We start from the raw sequence: 20955 nt of genomic DNA, 5'->3' as shown, positions 1-20955 counted from the left end.
ATCGCCGCCGTCAGCGTCGTCTTGCCGTGGTCGACGTGGCCAATGGTGCCCACGTTGACATGCGGCTTGTTCCGCTCGAATTTCGCCTTAGCCATTTAGGCCTCCTCTTACGTCAACAGCGCGGGACGACGCGCTCAGGCGTACTTCGCCTGAATTTCCTCGGAGATGTTCGACGGCACCGTGTCGTAGTGGTCGAACAGCATGGTGAACTGCGCCCGGCCCGACGACATCGACCGCAGGTTGTTGATGTAGCCGAACATGTTGGCCAGCGGCACCATGGCGGTGATGACGTTCGCGTTGCCGCGGCTGTCCTGCCCCTGAACCATGCCGCGCCGCGAGGTTAGATCGCCGATGATGCCGCCGGTGTATTCCTCCGGCGTCACGACCTCGACCTTCATGATCGGCTCGAGCAGCTTGGCGCCAGCCTTGCGCAGGCCCTCGCGCATCGCCGCGCGGGACGCGATCTCGAAGGCCAGAACCGACGAGTCGACATCGTGGAACGCGCCGTCGATCAGCGCCACCTTGAAGTCGATCACCGGGAAGCCCGCGAGGGGGCCGCTGTCCATGACCGACTTGATGCCCTTCTCGACGCCCGGCACATATTCCTTGGGCACCGAACCGCCGACGATCTTGCTCTCGAAACTGAAGCCCTCGCCCGGCTCGGTCGGCGAGATCACCATCTTGACGCGGGCGAACTGGCCCGAACCGCCGGACTGCTTCTTGTGGGTGTAGTCGATCTCGGCTTCCTTCGAGATCGTCTCGCGGTAAGCCACCTGCGGCGCGCCGATATTGGCCTCGACCTTGAACTCGCGCTTCATGCGGTCGACGAGAATGTCGAGGTGAAGCTCGCCCATGCCCTTCATGATCGTCTGGCCCGACTCGATGTCGGTATGGACTCGGAAGGACGGGTCCTCGGCTGCCAGGCGCGCGAGCGCCATGCCCATCTTCTCCTGGTCGGCCTTCGACTTCGGTTCGATCGCGATCTCGATGACCGGCTCGGGGAACGTCATCGTCTCCAGCACGACAGGCTTGGTCGGGTCGCAGAGCGTGTCGCCCGTCGTCGTCTCCTTCAGGCCGGCGAGCGCGATGATGTCGCCGGCGAAGGCCTCGTCGATCTCGGTGCGGCTGATGGCGTGCATCATCATCATGCGGCCGATGCGCTCGCGCTTGCCCTTGGTCGCGTTGAGCAGCGAGTCGCCCTTCTTCATCGTGCCCGAATAGATGCGGGTGAAGGTCAGCGAGCCGACGAACGGATCGTTCATGATCTTGAACGCCAGCCCGGCGAAAGGCTGCTCGTCGTCGGCCGAACGCGGGATGTTGCGCGTCTCGGTCTCGTCGTCGGGCGAGAAGCCCATGTAGGCGGGGACGTCGAGCGGGCCGGGCAGATAGTCGATGACGCCGTTGAGCAGCGGCTGCACGCCCTTGTTCTTGAAAGCCGAACCGCACAGCACCGGCACGAAGGACATGCTTAGCGTGCCCTTGCGGATCAGCTTGCGCAGGGTCGGCACATCGGGCTCCTCGCCTTCGAGGAAGCGCTCGGTCCACTCGTCGTCCTGCTCGACCGCCGCCTCGATCATCGCGGCGCGGTACTCGTCGGCCTGGTCCTTGAGGCCGGCGCGGATGTCCTGCTGCACCCAGGTCGCGCCCAGATCCTCGCCGAGCCAGACCCACTCCTTCATGGTGACGAGATCGATCATGCCTTCGAGTTCGGTCTCGGCGCCGATCGGCAGCTGGATCGGCACCGGCAGCGCGCCGGTGCGATCCTTGATCATCTTCACGCAGTTGAAGAAGTCCGCGCCGATCTTGTCCATCTTGTTGACGAACACGATCCGCGGAACCTTGTAGCGATCGGCCTGACGCCAGACGGTCTCGGTCTGCGGCTCCACGCCGGCGTTGGCGTCGAGCAGGCAAACCGCGCCGTCGAGCACGGCGAGCGAGCGCTCCACCTCGATGGTGAAGTCGACGTGGCCGGGCGTGTCGATGATGTTGAAGCGATGCTTCTCGGTGTCGGGCTTGCTGCCGTCCTCGGTGCGCTCCCAGAAGGTCGTGGTCGCGGCCGAGGTGATCGTGATGCCCCGCTCCTGCTCCTGCTCCATCCAGTCCATCGTCGCGGCGCCGTCATGCACCTCGCCGATCTTGTGGCTCTTGCCAGTGTAGAACAGGATGCGCTCCGTCGTCGTCGTCTTGCCGGCGTCGATGTGCGCCATGATTCCGAAGTTGCGGTAGCGCGTGAGCGGATATTCGCGGGCCATCGGTGTCGTCCTCAGGGTCCGGAGTTAAGTTACCAGCGGTAGTGGCTGAACGCCTTGTTGGCGTCGGCCATCTTGTGCGTGTCTTCGCGCTTCTTGACAGCGGTGCCGCGGCCGTTGACCGCGTCCATCAGTTCGGCGGCGAGACGCTCTTCCATCGTGTTCTCGTTGCGCTTGCGAGAGGCGTCGATCAGCCAGCGGATCGCCAGCGCCTCGCGGCGCTCGGGGCGCACCTCAACCGGCACCTGGTAGGTCGCGCCGCCGACGCGCCGCGAACGGACCTCGACGGCCGGCTTGATGTTGTCCAGCGCCTCGTGGAAGACCTCGACCGGCACGCGCCGCAGGCGCCCCTCGACCCGGCCCAGCGCGCCATAGACGATGCTCTCCGCCGCCGACTTCTTGCCGTCGTACATGAGGTTGTTCATGAACTTGGTCAGGATGCGGTCGCCATACTTGGCGTCCGGCAGGACTTCCCGTTTCTCAGCGCGGTGACGTCGCGACATTCCAGCTTCTCCTTGCCCCTCCGGGCGCGGTCCGAATTCCCGGCCTGCTCAGCGGCCCAACCTGCTCAGCGATCCGAGCAGAAACTCATCTCGATGCGGCACCCGGCCCCGAGCCTGGCGCAGGCCGCCAGCGCCAGCGCCTCGGCCTCCCGCAGCGTCGCGGCGGCCTCGGCCGCGCGACGGCTGGCGTCCCCGCCCCGGGCGAGCGCGCCGCAGGCGTGCTCGAATGTCAGGTTCACGGCGCAGTCCCCTGCGTACCCGCCGCAGTCGGCCATCGCCGCGCGCTCGGCCTGCTCGCGGCTCTCCGACCCGAGACCGACGCCGTAAGCGCCGACGGAAGGCGCATAGGCGATCGCGCCGAAGGCGGCGAGAGCAGGGCCCGCGGCGATGGCCGCCGCTGGCGCAAGGACCGCCGCGGGGCTCATTTCGGGCGCTTCGCGCCGTATTTCGAGCGCCGCTGCTTGCGGTTCTTGACGCCCTGGGTGTCGAGCACGCCGCGCAGGATGTGGTAGCGCACGCCCGGAAGATCCTTCACGCGCCCGCCGCGGATCAGCACCACGGAGTGCTCCTGAAGGTTGTGCCCCTCGCCAGGAATGTAGCTGATGACCTCGAAGCCGTTGGTCAGCCGCACCTTCGCGACCTTCCTGAGCGCCGAGTTCGGCTTCTTGGGCGTGGTGGTGTAGACGCGCGTGCACACGCCGCGCTTCTGCGGGCACGACTCCAGATGCGTCGACTTGCTGCGCTTGACGCGCGGCTGCCGGGGTTTCCGGATCAGCTGTTGGATCGTCGGCATTCGGCCGCCTTCCCTCGCAATACAATCGACCTCGGACGGCCTTGCACAGACGGCAAAAGCGCCGCGGACGGGGCCTTGAGGCCCGCCGCGGCGGCTCCCAGAGGATCGAGGCTTCGCGAGCCCGGATCTTGCGCGCCAATGCGTAGCTGCCACCCGCTGAAAGACTCAGCCCCCTGCGGATGGAGGGGGTCTAAGGACCGGCGCTCCGCCTGTCAAGCGGAGCGCGCGCGATGCGCTTCAGAGCGCCGGCGGAAACTGCGCCACCTGGTCCTTGAGCGCCTTCACCGGCTTGAACTGCGGCGTGACGGTCGCCGGCTTCTCGACGGCGGCCCCCGTGGCGGGGTTGCGCATGGTGCGCGCCGCGCGCGAGCGGGCCTCGATCTTCATCAGGCCCGGCAGCGTCAGCGCGCCGTGCTCCTTCAACGCCGACACGATCACCGCGGGCAGCGCATCCAGCACGGCCGACACCGCCGCCTTGGACTGGCCCGAAGCCGTTTCGAGCGCGTCAACGAGTTCCGCTTTCTTCATGGTCGCCCCTGCTCCCTCATCATGTGGTCCTCCGCCCCGCCTCCGCGGGGCGTGGGGGCGCAGTGGAGGCAACCCAGACGTGTCAGGCAAGCCGTAATCAACGATTTTCCTGTGGATCGTCGCCTCAACGTCACGATTTCGCGCCGCGCCGCGCGGCCGGCGCCGCCTCAACCGCCCAGCGGCATCGCCTTCTCCGCCAGCCGGACCCAGTAGGAGCAGCCGGCGGGAATCACGTCGTCGTCGAAGTCGTAGGCCGGATGATGGACGCCTGCGGTGTTTCCGTTGCCGATGAAGATCATTGCGCCGGGCCGGGCGTTCAGCATGAAGGAGAAATCCTCCGACCCCATGAGCGGGGGCGTCGCGGCGTCGACCGCCGCCTCGCCGGCGACCTCGGCCGCAACCGCCGCGGCGAAGGCGGTCTGCGCCGCGCTGTTCACGGTGACAGGGTAATTGCGTTCGTAGGTGACGGTGGCGACAGCGCCGAAGGCGCGGGCGGTGTGCTCCGCAAGCGCCCTGATCCGGGCCTCGACGATGTCCTGCACGCCCGGCGAGAGCGTGCGCACCGTGCCTTTCAGGCTCGCCGTCTGGGGGATCACGTTGAAGGCCTCGCCGGCGGTGTGCAGGGCGGCGATGGTGACGACGCAGCTCTCCACGGGGTCGACGGTGCGCGCCACGACCGACTGGAGCGCGGTGATGACATGGGCGGCGACTACGGTGGTGTCGACGCACTCGTGCGGCTTGGCGGCGTGGCCGCCGCGCCCCTCGATGTCGATGAGCAGCGTGTCGGCGGCGGCCATCATCGGGCCGGGGCGGATCGCGAAGGCGCCGACGGCGCGCCCCGGCATGTTGTGCATGCCGTAGACCTCCTGAACGCCGAAGCGCTCCATCATGCCCTCTTTGACCATCTCGCGCCCGCCTCCGCCGCCCTCCTCGGCGGGCTGGAACACGACCACCGCGGCGCCGTCGAAGTTGCGGGTCTCCGCCAGATATTGCGCCGCGCCGAGCAGCATCGCGGTATGGCCGTCATGGCCGCAGGCGTGCATCTTGCCGGGAACGGTGGAGGCCCAGGCCGCGCCGGAAGCCTCCAGGATCGGCAGAGCGTCCATGTCCGCCCGCATCGCCACCACGCGGCCCGAGCCGGTCTCGCGGCCCTTGATCACGCCGACGACGCCGGTGCGGCCGACGCCCTCCACCACCTCGTCGCAGCCGAAGGCGCGCAACTTCTCCGCCACCAGCGCGGCGGTGCGGTGCACGTCGAATTGCAGTTCGGGGTGGCGGTGGATGTCGCGGCGCCATTCGGTGATGTCGGAATGCAGCGCGGCGATGCGGTTGACGACGGGCATGGGTGCTCCTCGGGGGATTTGAGGTCAGGCGGCCAGGCGGTCGATGACGCGGCGAATGAACGCCTCGCCCTGAGCGAGCTGGTCGATTTCGATGAATTCGTCCGGCTGATGCGCCTGCGCGATCGAGCCGGGGCCGACGATGCAGGTCGAATAGCCCTCCGCCTGGAACTGCCCCGCCTCGGTGCCGTAGCTCACGACATGTTCGGCGTTGTCGCCGGTGAGCTGGCGGGCGAGCGCCTCGGCGGCGCCGTTCTCCTCGCGCCGGCAGCCGGGCACGATCCACTCGTCCGTGACCTCGATCCCCGCCTCGGGCCGGACGGCGCGCATCCCGGCGGCGACGTCGGCGCAGAACGCCTGGTAGCGCTCGAACCACGCCAGCGGATCCTCGCTCGGCAGCACCCTGAAGTCGGTGACGAAGCGGCAGTCGCGGGCGGTGATGTTGCGCGCGGTGCCGCCCTCGATCTGGCCGACATGCAGGGTCGTCCAGCCGGGCTCGAACAGGCTGGCCGGGTCCGCGGCGGCGCGGTTCTCGGCCATGCGGTCGGCGTGCCACTGGATCAGCCGCGCCGCGACCATCACCGCCGAGACGCCGGTGTGCACGAGGCTGGAATGCACCGCGAAGCCGCGGACATGGGTGTTGGCGGAGCAGGACGCCTTGTGGCCCGTGACCACCTGCATCGACGTGGGCTCGCCCACGAAGACGGCGGCGGCCGGCGGCAGCGTCTCGCGCATCTGCGCGATCATCAGCGGCGCGCCGCGGCAGCCGACCTCCTCATCGTAGCTGAGCGCGATCTGCACCGGCCGCTTCAGCCCCGCCCTGAGCATCTCCGGCACGAGCGCGAGGCCCAGCGCGTCGAAACCCTTCATGTCGGCCGCGCCGCGCCCGTAGAGCCTGCCGTCGCGCTCGGTGAGGGTGAAGGGGTCGCTCGACCACTCCTGCCCGTCCACCGGCACCACGTCGGTGTGCCCCGAAAGCGCGACCCCGCCCGGCTCGGCCGGGCCGATCTGCGCGTAGAGGTTGGCCTTCGCGCCGCAGGGGCTCGGCACGATGCGGCTCTCGACGCCATGACCGGCGAGATAGTCCCTGACGAAGTGGATCAGATCGAGGTTGCCGTCCCGCGAAACCGTCGGGAACGCCACGAGCTTCGCCAGCATCTCACGGCTCGAATAGATGTCGCCCACGGCGCGCCTCCTGAATGACGGGAAGGATCGTGACGCGTGCGCGTGGCGCGTCAAGCCGTGCGGAGGCGTCTTCGCCTCAATTGTGGGCGCAGCATGGCCAGACCGCTCGATTTGTCGGTTTTTTCGGCGCGAAGCCCGCAAGTGCGGCGATCGACCATTGCGGCCCCGCCGCATCTGCCCAAGACTTCACCCAACGAATGGCGCAGAGCCGTCGCAGGGAGTGCAGGAATGCTCGATGACGCCGCGACCGCGCAGCCGCGCGCGTCGGGAGAGGCCGGCGAGGCGGTTCTGTCCGTGGAGGGACTGACCACGCTCTTCGGCGTCACCGACGGCGCGATCCACGCGGTCAATGACGTGAGCTTCTCGCTCAGGCCCGGAGAGCTGCTCGGCGTGGTCGGCGAGAGCGGCTCGGGCAAGTCGGTCACGATGATGTCGCTGCTGCGGCTGATCCCCTCCCCGCCCGCGCGCATCACCGCGGGCCGGGTGATGTTCGAGGGGCGCGACCTGCTCGCACTGTCGCCGGCCGAGCTGCGCGCCGTGCGCGGCCCCGGCGTCGGCTTCGTCTTCCAGGACCCGATGACCTCGCTGAACCCGGTCTTCACCGTCGGCTTCCAGATCATCGAGCCCCTGCGCGAGCACATGGGCCTGTCGAAGAAGGCGGCGCGGGCGCGGGCGGCGGAGCTGCTGGCGGTGGTCGGCATTCCCTCGCCCGACAAGCGGCTCGACGACTATCCGCACCAGTTCTCCGGCGGCATGCGCCAGCGCGTGATGATCGCCATCGCGCTGGCCTGCGAGCCGAAGGTGCTGATCGCCGACGAGCCGACCACCGCGCTCGACGTGACCATCCAGGCGCAGATCCTCGAACTGGTGAAGGACCTGCGACGGCGTCTCGGCATGGCGGTGGTGTGGATCACCCATGATCTCGGCGTCGTCGCCGGCATCGCCGACCGGGTGATGGTGATGTATGGCGGCCAGGTGGTCGAGAACGCCGAGGTCGGCGCGCTGTTCGAGAACCCGGCCCACCCCTACACCCGCGCGCTGATGGAGACGCTGCCTTCCGTCGAGGGCGCCCGGCGCGAGAAGCTGCGCACCATCGAGGGCCAGCCGCCGATCATGACGCGCAGGCCCGCCGCCTGCCCCTTCGCGCCGCGCTGCGCGCAGGCCCATGACCGCTGCCTCGCCGCGAACCCGCCGCTGCTGCAGGTGGCGCCGGGGCATGCGTCGGCCTGCTGGCTGGCGGAGGGCGCGGCGTGAGCCTCGCGGAGCCGACGACCCGCAGCGCCGCCGATACCGCCGCGCCGCTGGTGCAGGTCGACGACCTTGCGGTGCATTTCCCCGTGTACAGCGGTCTTTTTCGCCGGCAGGTCGGGGCGATCAAGGCCGTGGACGGCGTCAGCTTCACGGTGAGGCGGGGCGAGACGCTGGGCCTCGTCGGCGAATCCGGCTGCGGCAAGTCCACGACCGGGCGCGCCGTGCTGCGGCTCTACGCCCCGACCCGCGGGCGCATCCTGTTCGAGGGCAAGGACATCGCGACCCTCGGCGAGGGCGCCCTGCGCCGCCTGCGGCCGCGGATGCAGATGATCTTCCAGGACCCGCAGGCCTCGCTGAACCCGCGCATGACGGTGGGCTCGATCATCGCCGAGCCGCTCGACGAGCATCTCAGGCTCAGCCAGGCCCAGCGCCGCGACAGGGTGCGCTCGCTGCTCGACGCGGTGGGCATGAACCCCGCCTTCGCCGACCGCTACCCGCACGAGTTCTCCGGCGGCCAGCGTCAGCGCATCGGCATCGCGCGGGCGCTCGCGCTCGACCCCGGCTTCATCGTCTGCGACGAGCCGATCGCGGCGCTCGACGTCTCGATCCAGGCGCAGGTCGTCAACCTGCTGGAAGAGTTGCAGGCGCGGCTGGGGCTTACCTATCTTTTCATCAGCCACGATCTCAGCATGGTGCGCCACATCGCGACCCATGTGGCGGTGATGTATCTGGGCGGCGTCGTCGAGCTTGCGCCGCGCGACCTGCTCTACGCCTCGCCCCGCCACCCCTACACCCAGGCGCTGCTCTCGGCGGTGCCGGCGCCCGACCCGAAGGTGGAGGCGACGCGCAGGCGCGTCATCCTGAAGGGCGACGTGCCCTCGCCGGCCAACCCGCCTTCGGGCTGCCGCTTCCGGACACGCTGCCCCATCGCCGAGGCGCGCTGCGCCGCGGAGGTTCCGGCGTTCCGCAAGCTGCCTGATGGCAGGCAGGTCGCCTGCCATTTCGCCCAATAAGCCGCCTTTGCGCGTTTGCGCGGCGTTTCGCACTTTTTTCGCGCGAGGCGATGGGCAAAGATCGACCACAACCGCCGGAAATGGCGGAACACGCTCAACCGACAGGGAGCACATGATGAGACTCAAGACCCTACTCATGGCGGGCGCGGCGCTCACGCTGGTCGCGCCGGCGGCCATGGCCGAGCGCGGCGCCGACGGCCAGCTCAACATCATCTACTGGCAGGCGCCGTCGACGATGAACCCGTTCCTTTCCGGCGGCACCAAGGAGGTCGAGGCCTCCTCCATGGTGATCGAGCCGCTGGCGCGGTTCTCCGACACCGGCGAGATCGTGCCGATCCTCGCCGAGAGCATCCCGACGACCGACAACGGCGGCGTCTCGGCCGACCTGCGCACCATCACATGGAAGCTGAAGCCCGGCCTGCTGTGGTCCGACGGCACGCCCGTCACCGCCGCCGACGGCGTCTTCACCTACGAATACTGCACCCACCCCGAGGGCGGCTGCGCGCAGTCGAGCTACTTCGAGGGCATCGCGTCCATGGAGGCCGTGGACGACCTCACGCTGAAGATCACCTTCACCGAGCCCAAGCCCTTCCCCTACACCGCGCTGGTCGGCTCGGAGTCGCCGATCATCCAGAAGTCGCAGTTCGAGAACTGCATCGGCGCCCGCGCCCCGGAGTGCACCGAGCAGAACTTCAACCCGATCGGCACCGGCCCGTTCAGGGTGACGGAGTTCCGCGCCAATGACGTGATCTCGCTGGAGGCCAACCCCAACTACCGCGACCCGGCCAAGCCCGCCTTCGCCTCGGTGCTGTTCAAGGGGGGCGGCGACGCCGAGAGCGCGGCGCGCTCCGTGCTGCAGACCGGCGAGTTCGACTATGCCTGGAACCTCCAGATCTCGCCCGAGGTGCTGACGGAGATGGAGGCCGCCGGCAGGGGCAAGGTCGTCGTCGCCTTCGCGACCTCCGTCGAGCGCATCCACGTCAACTTCACCAACCCCGACCCGGCGCTCGGGCCGGACGAGCGGTCGGTGTGGAAGGAGGACGGCTCCAACGCGCACCCGATCCTCAGCGACATCAGGGTTCGCAAGGCGCTGTCGATGGCGATCGACCCGGTGATCCTGACCGAAATCGGCTACGGCCCCACCGGAAGGCCGACGTGCAACGTGCTGCCCGGGCCGGAGATTTACGCCTCCACCGCCAATGACGCCTGCCTCGTGCAGGACATCGAGGGCGCCAAGGCGCTGCTCGATGAGGCCGGCTGGATCGACAGCGACGGCGACGGCGTCCGCGAGAAGGACGGCAAGGAGCTTTCGCTTCTTTACCAGACCTCCACCAACGCGGTGCGTCAGCAGTTCCAGTCGCTGATCAAGCAGTGGTGGGGCGAGATCGGCGTCGAGACCGAGCTGCGCAACATCTCGGCCAGCGTGTTCTTCGGCGGCGACCCCGCCTCTCCGGACACGTTCCAGAAGTTCTACGCCGACGTCGAGATGTACACCAACAACTTCTCCGGCGTGGACCCCGAGGCCTACATGGCCAACTGGATCTGCAACAAGGCCCCGCGGCCGTCGACGCAGTGGCAGGGCGAGAACATCACCCGCTGGTGCAACCCGGAATACGACGCGCTGGCGGCGGAGTTCTCCAAGACCGCGGGCCTCGAGGCGCGCGCCGACATCGCCAAGCGCATGAACGACATGCTGATGCAGGACTACGCGATGATCCCGCTGGTCCACCGCGGCGGCACCTCCGCCCACGCCAACACGCTGGCCGGCGTGAAGATCAACGACTGGGACAGCGAGCTGTGGAACATCGCCGACTGGCATCGCGTGAAGTGATGCGCTGAACCGCGACGCGCCGGCTCTCCGGCGCGTCGCCCTTTCGTCCAATTCCGCCGCCGGGCGACGCCCAAGGCTTCAGGAGCGCCGATGTTCCGTTACGCGATGCGCAGGCTGCTGGTGTCGATCCCGACGCTGCTTGCGATCAGCTTCATCATCTTCGCCCTGCTCGACCTCGCGCCGAGCGACCCCACGGCGAACCTGCCGCTGACCATCCCGCCCGAGGTGCGCGAGAAGATCCGCGCCTCGCTCGGCATGAACGAGCCGTTCATCATCCGCTACCTCCTGTGGCTGCAGCAGTTCCTCGTCAACGAGCCGCTCAACATGATCGAGCAGTGGACCGGCTGGACCATCGGCGACAGCGAGAACCGGCTTCGCGTGATCTCCTGGGCCACCCGCTCCCCGGTCGTGGACCTCATCGTGGAGCGGATGCCGCAGACGCTCTGGGTTGTCGGCATGTCCTATGTCGTGGCGGTGCTGATCGCCGTGCCGATCGGCGTGATCTCCGCCTACCGCCAGTATTCCTGGTTCGACCAGATCGGCACCTTCGTGTCGATGCTGGGCTTCTCGATCCCGACCTTCTTCACCGGCCTGCTGTTCATCGTGATCTTCTCGGTCTGGCTCGGCTGGCTGCCGTCGATCTACGATACGACGTTGGTCGTCGACAGTTGGGACAGCTTCATGGCGCAGGTGCGCCAGATGATCATGCCGACCATGGTGCTGGCGCTGGCCAACGCCTCCCAGATCAGCCGCTTCATGCGCGCCTCGATGCTCGACAACCTCAACCAGGACTATGTGCGCACCGCCCGCGCCAAGGGCATGAAGGAGCGGACGGTGGTGCTGCTGCATGTGCTGCGCAACTCGCTGATCCCGGTGGTGACGGTGATCGCGCTGGGCGTACCGACCATCTTCGGCGGCGCCATCATCACCGAGCAGATCTTCCGCGTGAACGGCATCGGCGCCCTGCTGATCGTCGGCATCGAGAGCGCCGACATTCCCCTCGTCCAGACGCTCACCTTCATCTTCGCGATCCTGATCGTGCTCTTCAACCTGATCGCCGACCTGCTCTACGGCATCCTGGACCCGAGGATCCGCTATGACTGACGCGACCGCCGGCGCGGCGCCCGTCGCGCAGTCGCGCCACCGCTCGCTCTGGGGCGACGTGTGGCGGCAGTTCCGCGCCCATCGCGGCGCGATGGCGGGCGTCGCCGTCTTCGGCTTCATCGTGATCGCGGTGTTCCTCGGCCCGCTGATCCACACCGTCGACCCGCAATATCTCGACCTGCGCGCCCGCAACGCGCCGCCCTCCTGGGCGCACCCGTTCGGCACCGACAATGTAGGGAGGGACATCGCCGCCCAGGTGATGGCCGGGGGGCAGACCTCGCTGGCCGTCGGCATCGCCGCGATGGCGATCTCGATCGCGCTCGGCGCCTTCATCGGCGTGCTGGCGGGCTACTTCAAGCTGCTCGACGGCGCGCTGATGCGGCTGACCGACCTGTTCCTCGCGCTGCCGATCCTGCCGCTGCTGCTGGTCATCATCCTGCTCTTTCGCGACACGCTGCGCTCCGCCTTCGGGCCGGAGGGCGGCATCTTCCTGCTGATCGTGGTCGTGATCGGGATAACGTCATGGATGCAGACGGCGCGCATCGTGCGCGGCGAGGTGCTGGCGCTGAAGGAGCGTGAGTTCGTGCTCGCCGCCAAGAGCATCGGCACGCGCGAGCGCCGCATCATCACGCGCCACCTGCTGCCGAACGTGCTGTCGCCGATCCTGGTGTCGGCCACCATCGGCATCGCCAACGCCATCATCACCGAGAGTTCGCTCAGCTTCCTCGGGCTCGGTTTCCCGCCGGACTTCCCGACCTGGGGGCGGCTGCTCTACGACGGCAAGGATTTCCTGACGCTGACGCCGGGCCGGGTGATCTGGCCGGGGCTGGCGATCTCGCTGACCGTGCTGAGCGTCAACTTCATCGGCGACGGGCTGCGCGACGCGCTCGACCCCCGCATCCGGGGGCGCTGAGGCCGAGCGGCGCGGCCCCGACGTCAGGCCGCGCCGGGCTTTGCCATGGCGCGGTAGACGGCGGTCTCGAAGTCGAGAAATCCCTGCAGCGAGGTCGGGTCGAAGAACGGCAGGATCTGCGTCGCCCAGAAGCCGCCGACGCCGTTCTCCCGGTCGATCCAGTAGTAGAGGTTCGCCAGCCCCGCCCAGGCCAGCGCGCCGGCGGGCCGCCCGGTCGGAGCCGGGGCGTCGTTGATCATGAAGCTCAGACCCCAGCTCTTGGGCAGGCCGGGGAAGAACTCCGCCTCCCGCGTCAGCGCGGGGATGACGGCCGGCAGCGCCCCGATCCGCCGGTCGCCAAGGCCGTTCCGCGCCGCCATCGCAACCGTCTCGGGCCGCAGCACGCGGCCTGCGTCGCCCATGCCGTCATTGAGCCACATGCGGATGAAGCGGATGTAGTCCGTCGCAGTGCCGTAGAGGCCGCCGCCGCCCATGTGCACCTCGGGGTCCGCGAGCGGCGCGACGTCGAGCGGCTTCAGGGAGCCGTCGGCCCTGCGCTGATGGAGGCTGGCGCGGCGCGTCAGCATCTGCGACGTCGGCGTGAAGGCCGTCGAGGTCATGCCACAGGGCGCGAACACCCGCTCGGCCAGCACCGCGCCCAGCCGCGCGCCGGCGATCGCCTCGACCACCATGCCCGCCCAGTCGAGGCCGACGCCGTACTCCCAGCCCTCGCCGGGGTCGAACAGCAGCGGCAGGCGGAACGCCGCGCGGGTCGCCGTCGCCACGTCCGGTCGGCCGTGCTCGCGCACCAGCCGCAGATAGGCCGCATTGAAGGTCGGGTATCCGAAACCTGACGTGTGCAGCAGCAGCATCCGCGTGGTGACGTCGCGCTTCGGCGGGCGCAGGCGCGGGGCGCCCGCCGCGTCGAAGCCGTCGAGCACCTGAAGTTCGCCGATCTCCGGGAGATAGCGCTTCGCCGGCGCGTCAAGGTCGAGCCGGCCCTCCTCCACGAGCTGCAGCGCCGCGGTCGCCGCGACCGCCTTGGTCGTGGAGTAGATGGCGCAGACGGTGTCGGGCGTGAACGGCGCGTCCCCGTCGATGCGGCGCAGACCGGCCGCACCCTCGTAGAGGACGCCGTTCCGGTCGGTCGCGAGGGCCGCGACGCCTGGCGCGCGCAAGGGGCCGGCCACGACCCTGTCGAGCAGCGCGTCGAGGGTCGACGTCAGGGCTTCCATGGCCTCTCCTTCCTCAAGACCAGCCGGTGGCGGGCTCCGGCGCCATCCCAACCCGTCGCACGGCTCAGCGGATGCGCGTCGCCTGCGCCTCGGCCTCGGCGAGCCGGTCGAGATTCACGCCTGTCGCAAGGCCCAGCGCCTCAAGGCGCAGGACCACGGCGCGGGTGTCGACGTTGCCGGGGGCGCCGGGGGCGAAGGGACAGCCGCCGAGGCCCGCCACGGCTGCGTCGAAGACGCGCAGGCCCATGTCGCAGGCGGCGGCGACGTTCTCCACCGCCCGGCCGCCGGTGTCGTGGAAGTGGCCGGCCAGCAGCTCGGGCGGCGCGGCCTCAAGCGCCTCGCGGAGCATCGCGCGCACCGTCTCGGGCGTCCCCGCCCCGATCGTGTCGCCGAGCGAGACCTCGCGGGCGCCGAGCGCGAGCAGGCTCTCCACGAGCCTTGCGACCGCGGCGGGCGGCGTCGGCCCGTCGAAGGGGCAGGCGACGGCGCAGGAGACATAGGCCCGCATCGGCGCGCCGTCGGCGCGCGCCGCCTCCGCCACCGGGGCGAAACGCTCGAGGCTTTCGGCGACGGAGGCGTTGACGTTGGCGCGAGAGAAACCCTCCGACGCCGAGGCGAACACGGCGACCTCGTCCGCCCCCGCCGCCCGCGCCGCCTGATAGCCGCGCAGGTTGGGCGTGAGCGCGGCGTAGAGGACGCCCGGCGCCCGCGTGACGCCCGCCAGCACCTCCGCGCCGTCGGCCATCTGCGGCACGGCGCGGGGCGAGACGAAGGACGCCGCCTCGATCCGCTCGAAACCGCAGGCCGAGAGCGCGTCGATCAGCGCGATCTTCTGCGCCGAGGGGATCATGCGCTTCTCGTTCTGCAGACCGTCGCGCGGACCGACCTCGTAGACGCGCGCGCGCTCCTTCGAAGGCGCCGCCAAGGCTCAGACCCGCTCGACGGCCAGCGCGATCCCCTGCCCGCCGCCGATGCACATCGTCACGAGGCCGAGGCGCGACCCGCTCCGCTCCAGCTCCGCGAGGCACTTCAGCACGAGGATCGCCCCGGTCGCGCCGATGGGGTGGCCCAGCGCGATGGCGCCGCCGTTGGGGTTCACCTTCGCCGCGTCGAGCCCCAGGCCCTTGTTCACCGCGCAGGCCTGCGCGGCGAAGGCCTCGTTGCTCTCGATCACGTCGAACTGGTCGGCGGTCATGCCGAGCTTCTTGAGCAGGTTCTCCACCGCCGGCACCGGGCCGATGCCCATCACCTCGGGCCGCACGCCGGCATGGGCGTAGCCGAGCAGCCGCGCACGCGGCTTCAGCCCGGCCTTCTCGGCCGCCCCGGCCCTCGCCAACACCATCGCGGCGGCGCCGTCATTGATGCCCGAAGCGTTGCCCGCCGTCACCGCGCCGTCCTTCCTGAACACGGCGCGCAGCCCGGCCAGCGCCTCGGCCGTGGTCGCCTTGGGGTGCTCGTCGGTGTCGAAGGCGACGCGGTCGCGCTTCACCTGAACCTCGATCGGCGCGATCTGGCCCTTGAAGCGGCCTTCGGCGATGGCGGCGGCGGCGCGCTTCTGGCTCTCCAGCGCGAAGGCGTCCATCTCCGCGCGGCCGATCTGGTGCTCGTCGGCGACGTTCTCGGCGGTCACGCCCATGTGCATGCCCTCGAACGGGTCGCTGAGCGCGCCCACCATCATGTCGAGCATCTTCGCGTCGCCCATCTTCACGCCCGCGCGCGCGGCCTGCCAGGCGTGGGGGCTGCGCGACATCGCCTCGGCGCCGCCGGCCACGGCGAAATCCACGTCGCCGAGCATCAGGTGCTGCGCCGCCGACACCACCGCCTGCGCGCCCGAGCCGCAGAGCCGGTTCAGCGTCAGCGCCGGCGCCTCGACCGGCACGCCGCCGTTCACCGCCGCGACGCGGGCGAGATACATGTCCTTCGGCTCGGTGTTGATGACGTGGCCGAACACCACATGGCCGATCTGGCGGCCCTCGACGCCCGAGCGCTCCAGCGCGTGGCGCACCACATGGGCGGCGGTCTCGGTCGGCGGCGTCCCGGCGAGCGCGCCGCCAAAGGTTCCGATGGGCGTGCGCGCCCCGTCGAGGATGACGACGTCTTCAGCCATGGCGATTCCCCCTGTCGTTCTGCGGTCATTGTGGTCTTCGCCCGGTCCTGCGCGCACGGGCCGCCGCAGGCAATGCAGCCCGAGGTCGCGGCGCGGCCCGCGGCGTCGACTTTCCGGCGCGGAAGTCTAGTTGTCGGCCGCGCTCCGATGCGCCATCGTCGCCCAACTCGCCAGAGCCCAAGGATCGCCCCCATGACGAAGTTCGGTCTCAGCCAGCCCGCCTCGCGCGTCGAGGACGCGCGCTTTCTCCGGGGCAAGGGCTCCTATGTCGAGGACATCCGCCACGCGGGCGAGACCCGCGCGGTGTTCGTGCGCGCGACCGTCGCGCACGCCGAGATCGGGGAGATCGACGTCGAGGCCGCGCGCGCCGCGCCGGGCGTGCTGGCGGTGATCACGGCGGCCGAGCTCGAGGGTCGGCTCGTCAACGACATGGACGCGGCGCAGCTCCAGAACCGCGACGGCTCCATGTGTCCCCGCCCGCCGCGCCCCGTTCTGGCGACCGGCCGCGTGCGCCATGTCGGCGAAGCCGTCGTCCTCGTGGTCGCCGAGACCCTGCCGCAGGCCCGCGACGCCGCCGAACTCGTGGTCGTGGACTACAAGGACCTTCCAGCCGTGACCGACACCGCCGGCGCGCTGGCCGAGGGCGCGCCGCAGCTCCATGAGGCGGCGCCGGGCAATCTCTGCTTCGACTGGGGCATGGGCGACGAGGCCGCGACCGACGCCGCCTTCAGGGCCGCCGCGCACACCGTCAGCCTCGACCTGATCAACAACCGCGTCGTCGCCAACCCGATGGAGACGCGCGGGGCCGTCGCCACATGGGAGGACGGGCGGCTGCACGTCGCGATGAACGGCCAGGGCCCGTGGGGTCTGAAGGCGGAACTTGCAAAGAAGCTGGGCCTCAAGCCCGAGCAGGTCCGCGTCACCCACCCCGACGTCGGCGGCGGCTTCGGGATGAAGACCTTCAACTACCCCGAGCACTTCGCGCTGGCGCACGCCGCGATGAAGCTCGGCCGCCCGGTGAAGTGGATCGCCGAGCGCAGCGAGGGGATGCTGACCGACGTCATGGGCCGCGACCACGTCACCTGCGCCGAGGCCGCCTTCGACGCCGACCACAAGCTGACGGCGGTGCGCTTCACCACCCTCGCAGGCCTTGGCGCCTATCTCAGCGCCTTCGCCGTCTACATTCCCTCGGTCGTCGCGTCGAAGGTGCTGACCGGCGTCTACGACGTGCAGACCTTCTTCGTGAACGTGAAGGGCACCTTCACCAACACCACCCCGGTGGACGCCTATCGCGGCGCGGGCCGCCCCGAGTCGATCTACGCCATGGAGCGGCTGATGGACTACTGCGCCCGCACGCTCGGCGTCGACCCGCTGGCGCTGCGCCGCAAGAACTTCATCACCGAATTTCCCTACAAGACCTGCGTCGGCGAGAACTACGACGTGGGAGACTTCAACCGCGTTCTCGACCGCGCGCTGAAGGAGGCCGACGTCGCCGGCTTCGCAGCGCGCAAGGCAGAGAGCGCGGCGCAGGGCAGGCTGCGCGGCCTCGGGCTCGCCTACTACATCGAGTCGATCCTCGGCGACCAGAACGAGACGACGCGCATCGAGTTCGCCGAGGACGGCGGGATCGACCTCTATGTGGGCACCCAGTCCAACGGTCAGGGCCACGAGACGGTGTTCGCGCAGTTCCTGCATGATCGCATCGGCGTGCCGTTCGAGAAGATCCGGCTCATTCAGGGCGACACCGACCGCATCGCCCATGGCGGCGGCACCGGCGGCTCGCGCTCGGTGACGATGCAGGGCAGCTCGATCCAGGGCGCCGCCGATGCGTGGGTCGACCGCGTGAAGCCGTTCGCCGGAGAGGAGCTGGAAGTCTCCGCCGCCGACATCGAGTTCGCCGACGGCCAGTTCCGCGTCGCCGGCACCGACCGGACGCTCGGCGTGATGGACGTCGTCGCGAAGGCCCGCGCCAAGGGCCGCCACGACCTGCTGACCGAGGAGCGCGAGACCGTCGTGCCCGGCCGCTCCTATCCCAACGGCGCCCATTTCGCCGAGGTCGAGGTTGATCCCGAGACCGGCGTGACGCGGGTGGTCAAGTACACCGTCGTCGACGATTTCGGCGTGCTGATGAACCCGGTGCTGGCGCAGGGTCAGGTGCATGGCGGCGTCGTGCAGGGCATCGGGCAGGCGATCACGGAGCATGTGGTGTGGGACGAGGACGGCCAGCTCGTCTCCGCCTCGCTGATGGACTACGCGATGCCGCGCGCCGACGACGCGCCGATGATGCCGTTCCACCATGAGGGCACGCCTTCGACCGCCAACGCCATCGGCATGAAGGGCTGCGGCGAGGCCGGCACCGTCGGCGCGCTCGCCGCCGTCACCAACGCCGCGCTCGACGCGGTGTGGGAGGCCGGCGTGCGCCATGTCGACATGCCGATGACGCCGCTGAGGATGTGGCGCTGGCTGCAGGGCGCGAAGGCGGCCGTCGCGGCTGAGTAGGCGGGGCGACGGGAGCGGGCTCATGGCCGTGGACATGTCCGACGCCGCGCTCGCGCCCGGCGCCGTCGCGCGCCGGGGGCCGCGGCTATGGCGGTGCCGCGGTCGGGACGGACGGCTCTACACCATCCGCTCCATGACCCCCGCCGACGCGCCGGCGCTCGTGCAGGCCTACGCCGAGCAGGACGCCGACGACCGCCTGAGCCGGATGCTCGCCGCCCTGCCCCGCCTGCCGATGCCGCTCGCGCGCCGGCTCTGCACGGTGGACGAGACGCGCGACGTCGCGCTGGCGCTCTTCGCCGACGATGAGCCTCATCGGCTCTGCGGCGGCGCGCGGCTGATGCGCGACGGCGACGGCGATGCGGCCGAATTCGCCGTCTCGGTCGCCTCCCGGCTTCAAGGCGCCGGCCTCGGGCGCCTTGCGCTGGAGACGGCGCTCTCGGTCGGCCCGGAGATTGGCGTGAGGCGCGTCTGGGGGACGATCCTGCGCTCGAACGCGCCCATGCGGGGGCTGGCCCGCAAGCTCGGGATGAGTGAGCGCCGCGACCCTGACGACCGCATGCTGATCATCGCCGAGAAGACGCTCGCGCCAGCGTGACCGCGGCGCAGCAAGCGCGATTGCGCGGCGCCGAAGAGGCGGCTAAAGCTCCGCCCATGTTGCGCGCTCTCTACGACTGGACGCTGCGCCTCGCGCAGACGCCCTACGCCCTCTGGGCGCTCGCGGCGGTCAGCTTCGTCGAGAGCTCGGTGTTTCCGATTCCGCCCGACATCCTGCTGATCCCGATGATCCTCGCGCGGCCGGACCGGGCGTTGCGCATCGCCACTGTGTGCACCGTCGCCTCGGTGCTGGGCGGCGTCGCGGGTTACGGGCTCGGGGCGTTCCTGCTGGAGGAGGTCGGCAAGCCGGTGCTGGATTTTTACGGCAAGCTCGACCAGTTCGCGGAGATGGCGCTCACCTTCAACGACTACGGCGCCTGGGCGGTGCTTTTCGCTGGCGTGACGCCGTTTCCCTACAAGGTGATCACGATCTTCTCCGGCGCGACCGGCCTCGATTTCTGGGTGTTCACCGCCTCCAGCGTGATCGCGCGCGGCCTGCGCTTCTTCCTGATCGCATGGCTGTTGTGGAAGTTCGGACCGCAGATGCGCGAGTTCATCGAGCGGCGGCTGGGTCTGCTCGCGACGCTCTCGATCGTGCTGCTCTTCGGCGGATTCCTCGCCGTGCGGTGGCTGGCGTGACCGGGGCGAGGCCGCGCACCATCGGCGCGCTGGTCGCGGCGGCGTCGGCTCTGCTGCTTGCGGCGGCGTTGTGGTTCCAGTTCGTCGAAGGGTTGGCGCCCTGCACCCTTTGCGTGTGGCAGCGCTGGCCGCACGTTGCGGCCCTGGTGCTGGCCGGCGCCGGCGCCTGGTTCGGCTGGCGGTGGGCCATAGCTCTGGCGGCGCTCGCGCTTCTCGGCGGCGCCGGCGTCGCGATGTTCCATGTCGGCGTCGAGCAGGGCTGGTGGGAGGGGCTGTCGACCTGCGCCGCCGGGCCGATCACCGGGCTCAGCACCGATGCGCTGCTCGCCCAGATCCGCGATGCGCCGGTGGCGCGTTGCGACGAGGCGGCATGGTCGTTGTTCGGGCTGTCGATGGCGGCGTGGAATGCGGTGGCGTCGCTTGGCCTCGCAACTGCCGCAGCCTTCGCCGCGTCGCCCTTCGGCGGGCGGGCGAAGGTTCAGGCTTCCAGCTCGGCGTCCCAATACAGGTAATCCATCCAGCTTTCGTGCAGATGGTTCGGCGGGAACTTGCGCCCGACGTTCTGAAGCTCGGCGGCGGTGGGCTGCATCGGGCGGCGCGCGAGCGACATCCCGGCGTCCTTCACCGTCTTGTCGCTCTTGCGCAGGTTGCAGCGCCCGCAGGCGGCGACAACGTTCTGCCAGGTGGTGCGGCCGCCGCGGGAGCGCGGCAGCACATGGTCGAACGTCATCTCCCCCTTGGCGCCGCAGTACTGGCAGGTGAACTCGTCGCGCAGGAACAGGTTGAAGCGCGTGAAGGCCGGATAGGCCGCGGGCTTGACGTAGTCCTTGAGCACGACGACGGAGGGCAGCCGGATCTCGAGGGAAGGGCTGCGCACGGTCGTATCGTATTCGGCGACGATCACTACGCGGTCGAGGAAGGACGCCTTCACGGCTTCCTGCCAGGGCCAGAGTGACAGGGGGAAATAGCTGAGAGGGCGGTAATCGGCATTGAGGACGAGGGCTGGATGATCGCGGAGCGCCGCGGGACTTCGGACGAAACTGCTCGCGAACGGCATCTGCATCGGCGACATCTCCCATCCCACCGCGCGGCGCCACGGGGGCGACGCGCAGGCGCGCGGGGGACGGGACCGACCTGTCCCTCACGCCGTCAACCATATATGGCGAGAGCGCGCGTTTGAACCCTCAACATG

21 protein-coding genes are annotated in these 20955 nt (G+C 69.7%); 9 read left to right on the top strand and 12 right to left on the bottom strand.

Features of this window, described 5'->3' with window-relative positions:
- The 8 genes from BLW43_RS05410 to argE all read right to left on the bottom strand — a co-directional run.
- Nucleotides 1-95, bottom strand: a 95-nt coding sequence (locus BLW43_RS05410) for a GTP-binding protein (RefSeq protein ID WP_017397055.1), incomplete at its 3' end; no start/stop codon positions are given.
- A gap of 39 nt (nucleotides 96-134) precedes the next feature.
- A complete protein-coding gene (gene fusA / locus BLW43_RS05405; protein WP_093249837.1) occupies nucleotides 135-2252 on the bottom strand; it encodes an elongation factor G in 2118 nt (705 codons plus the stop codon).
- 29 nt (nucleotides 2253-2281) lie between these two features.
- Nucleotides 2282-2752, bottom strand: a complete 471-nt coding sequence (gene rpsG / locus BLW43_RS05400) for a 30S ribosomal protein S7 (protein WP_093249836.1) — start codon at nucleotides 2750-2752, stop codon at nucleotides 2282-2284.
- A gap of 65 nt (nucleotides 2753-2817) precedes the next feature.
- Nucleotides 2818-3177 (bottom strand): DUF4189 domain-containing protein, encoded by a 360-nt coding sequence (locus tag BLW43_RS05395; RefSeq protein ID WP_093249835.1) that lies wholly within the window; start codon nucleotides 3175-3177, stop codon nucleotides 2818-2820.
- Nucleotides 3174-3545: a 30S ribosomal protein S12 gene (gene rpsL, locus BLW43_RS05390; protein WP_093249832.1), complete on the bottom strand. Its 372-nt coding sequence runs from the start codon at nucleotides 3543-3545 to the stop codon at nucleotides 3174-3176. Before rpsL ends, BLW43_RS05395 begins: the two co-directional genes overlap by 4 nt.
- A gap of 237 nt (nucleotides 3546-3782) precedes the next feature.
- Complete coding sequence (locus BLW43_RS05385) at nucleotides 3783-4073, bottom strand: HU family DNA-binding protein (RefSeq protein ID WP_093249829.1); 291 nt, start codon at nucleotides 4071-4073, stop codon at nucleotides 3783-3785.
- A 167-nt stretch (nucleotides 4074-4240) separates the two neighbouring features.
- Nucleotides 4241-5416 carry an amidohydrolase gene (locus BLW43_RS05380; protein ID WP_093249826.1) on the bottom strand — a complete coding sequence of 392 codons (1176 nt, stop codon included), beginning with the start codon at nucleotides 5414-5416 and terminating at the stop codon, nucleotides 4241-4243.
- Between the two features lie 24 nt (nucleotides 5417-5440).
- On the bottom strand, nucleotides 5441-6598 hold the full coding sequence (argE, locus tag BLW43_RS05375) for an acetylornithine deacetylase (protein WP_245730928.1): 1158 nt from the start codon (nucleotides 6596-6598) through the stop codon (nucleotides 5441-5443).
- Nucleotides 6599-6826: 228 nt separating this feature from the next.
- Here argE and BLW43_RS05370 point away from each other — a divergent pair, with 228 nt between their 5' ends.
- The 5 genes from BLW43_RS05370 to BLW43_RS05350 all read left to right on the top strand — a co-directional run bounded on the left by BLW43_RS05370 (nucleotide 6827) and on the right by BLW43_RS05350 (nucleotide 12710).
- The gene (locus BLW43_RS05370) at nucleotides 6827-7852 is read left to right on the top strand and encodes an ABC transporter ATP-binding protein (protein ID WP_093249823.1); all 1026 of its coding nucleotides are present in this window, start codon (nucleotides 6827-6829) and stop codon (nucleotides 7850-7852) included.
- The gene (locus BLW43_RS05365; protein ID WP_093249812.1) at nucleotides 7849-8862 is read left to right on the top strand and encodes an ABC transporter ATP-binding protein; all 1014 of its coding nucleotides are present in this window, start codon (nucleotides 7849-7851) and stop codon (nucleotides 8860-8862) included. Before BLW43_RS05370 ends, BLW43_RS05365 begins: the two co-directional genes overlap by 4 nt.
- 115 nt (nucleotides 8863-8977) lie before the next feature.
- On the top strand, nucleotides 8978-10693 hold the full coding sequence (locus BLW43_RS05360) for a peptide ABC transporter substrate-binding protein (RefSeq protein ID WP_093250028.1): 1716 nt from the start codon (nucleotides 8978-8980) through the stop codon (nucleotides 10691-10693).
- 90 nt (nucleotides 10694-10783) lie between these two features.
- Complete coding sequence (locus tag BLW43_RS05355; protein WP_093249810.1) at nucleotides 10784-11797, top strand: ABC transporter permease; 1014 nt, start codon at nucleotides 10784-10786, stop codon at nucleotides 11795-11797.
- On the top strand, nucleotides 11790-12710 hold the full coding sequence (locus BLW43_RS05350; protein ID WP_093249807.1) for an ABC transporter permease: 921 nt from the start codon (nucleotides 11790-11792) through the stop codon (nucleotides 12708-12710). The genes BLW43_RS05355 and BLW43_RS05350 overlap by 8 nt, the downstream gene beginning before the upstream one ends.
- A 23-nt stretch (nucleotides 12711-12733) precedes the next feature.
- Here the strand turns inward: BLW43_RS05350 and acmB are convergent, their stop codons facing one another.
- From acmB to bktB, 3 genes are all read right to left on the bottom strand, one after another.
- Nucleotides 12734-13924, bottom strand: a complete 1191-nt coding sequence (gene acmB / locus BLW43_RS05345) for a methyl acetate hydrolase AcmB (protein ID WP_093249805.1) — start codon at nucleotides 13922-13924, stop codon at nucleotides 12734-12736.
- Nucleotides 13925-13988: 64 nt separating this feature from the next.
- Nucleotides 13989-14849: a hydroxymethylglutaryl-CoA lyase gene (locus BLW43_RS05340; protein ID WP_093249801.1), complete on the bottom strand. Its 861-nt coding sequence runs from the start codon at nucleotides 14847-14849 to the stop codon at nucleotides 13989-13991.
- 3 nt (nucleotides 14850-14852) lie between these two features.
- A complete protein-coding gene (bktB, locus tag BLW43_RS05335; protein ID WP_093249797.1) occupies nucleotides 14853-16031 on the bottom strand; it encodes a beta-ketothiolase BktB in 1179 nt (392 codons plus the stop codon).
- A 192-nt stretch (nucleotides 16032-16223) separates the two neighbouring features.
- On the opposite strand from bktB, the gene BLW43_RS05330 reads away from it, so the two are divergent.
- From BLW43_RS05330 to BLW43_RS05315, 4 genes are read left to right on the top strand one after another with little or no spacing between them, the layout of a single operon-like run.
- On the top strand, nucleotides 16224-18530 hold the full coding sequence (locus BLW43_RS05330) for a xanthine dehydrogenase family protein molybdopterin-binding subunit (protein ID WP_093249794.1): 2307 nt from the start codon (nucleotides 16224-16226) through the stop codon (nucleotides 18528-18530).
- A gap of 22 nt (nucleotides 18531-18552) precedes the next feature.
- Nucleotides 18553-19125 carry a GNAT family N-acetyltransferase gene (locus BLW43_RS05325; RefSeq protein ID WP_093249792.1) on the top strand — a complete coding sequence of 191 codons (573 nt, stop codon included), beginning with the start codon at nucleotides 18553-18555 and terminating at the stop codon, nucleotides 19123-19125.
- Nucleotides 19126-19181: 56 nt separating this feature from the next.
- Nucleotides 19182-19763, top strand: coding sequence for a YqaA family protein (locus BLW43_RS05320; protein ID WP_093249789.1), 582 nt, complete (start codon nucleotides 19182-19184; stop codon nucleotides 19761-19763).
- Entirely contained in the window at nucleotides 19760-20275 is a 516-nt protein-coding gene (locus BLW43_RS05315) for a disulfide bond formation protein B (protein WP_175478728.1), read from the top strand. Before BLW43_RS05320 ends, BLW43_RS05315 begins: the two co-directional genes overlap by 4 nt.
- Here the strand turns inward: BLW43_RS05315 and BLW43_RS05310 are convergent.
- Nucleotides 20242-20826 (bottom strand): HNH endonuclease, encoded by a 585-nt coding sequence (locus BLW43_RS05310; protein ID WP_093249786.1) that lies wholly within the window; start codon nucleotides 20824-20826, stop codon nucleotides 20242-20244. The genes BLW43_RS05315 and BLW43_RS05310 overlap by 34 nt on opposite strands.
- Between the last annotated feature and the right edge of the window lie 129 nt (nucleotides 20827-20955).

Origin of the sequence: Rubrimonas cliftonensis, assembly GCF_900107585.1 — a bacterium.
GTDB lineage: Bacteria > Pseudomonadota > Alphaproteobacteria > Rhodobacterales > Rhodobacteraceae > Rubrimonas > Rubrimonas cliftonensis.
The sequence above is the reverse complement of the archived record's forward strand: the minus strand, read 5'-3'. Positions and strand labels throughout refer to the sequence as shown.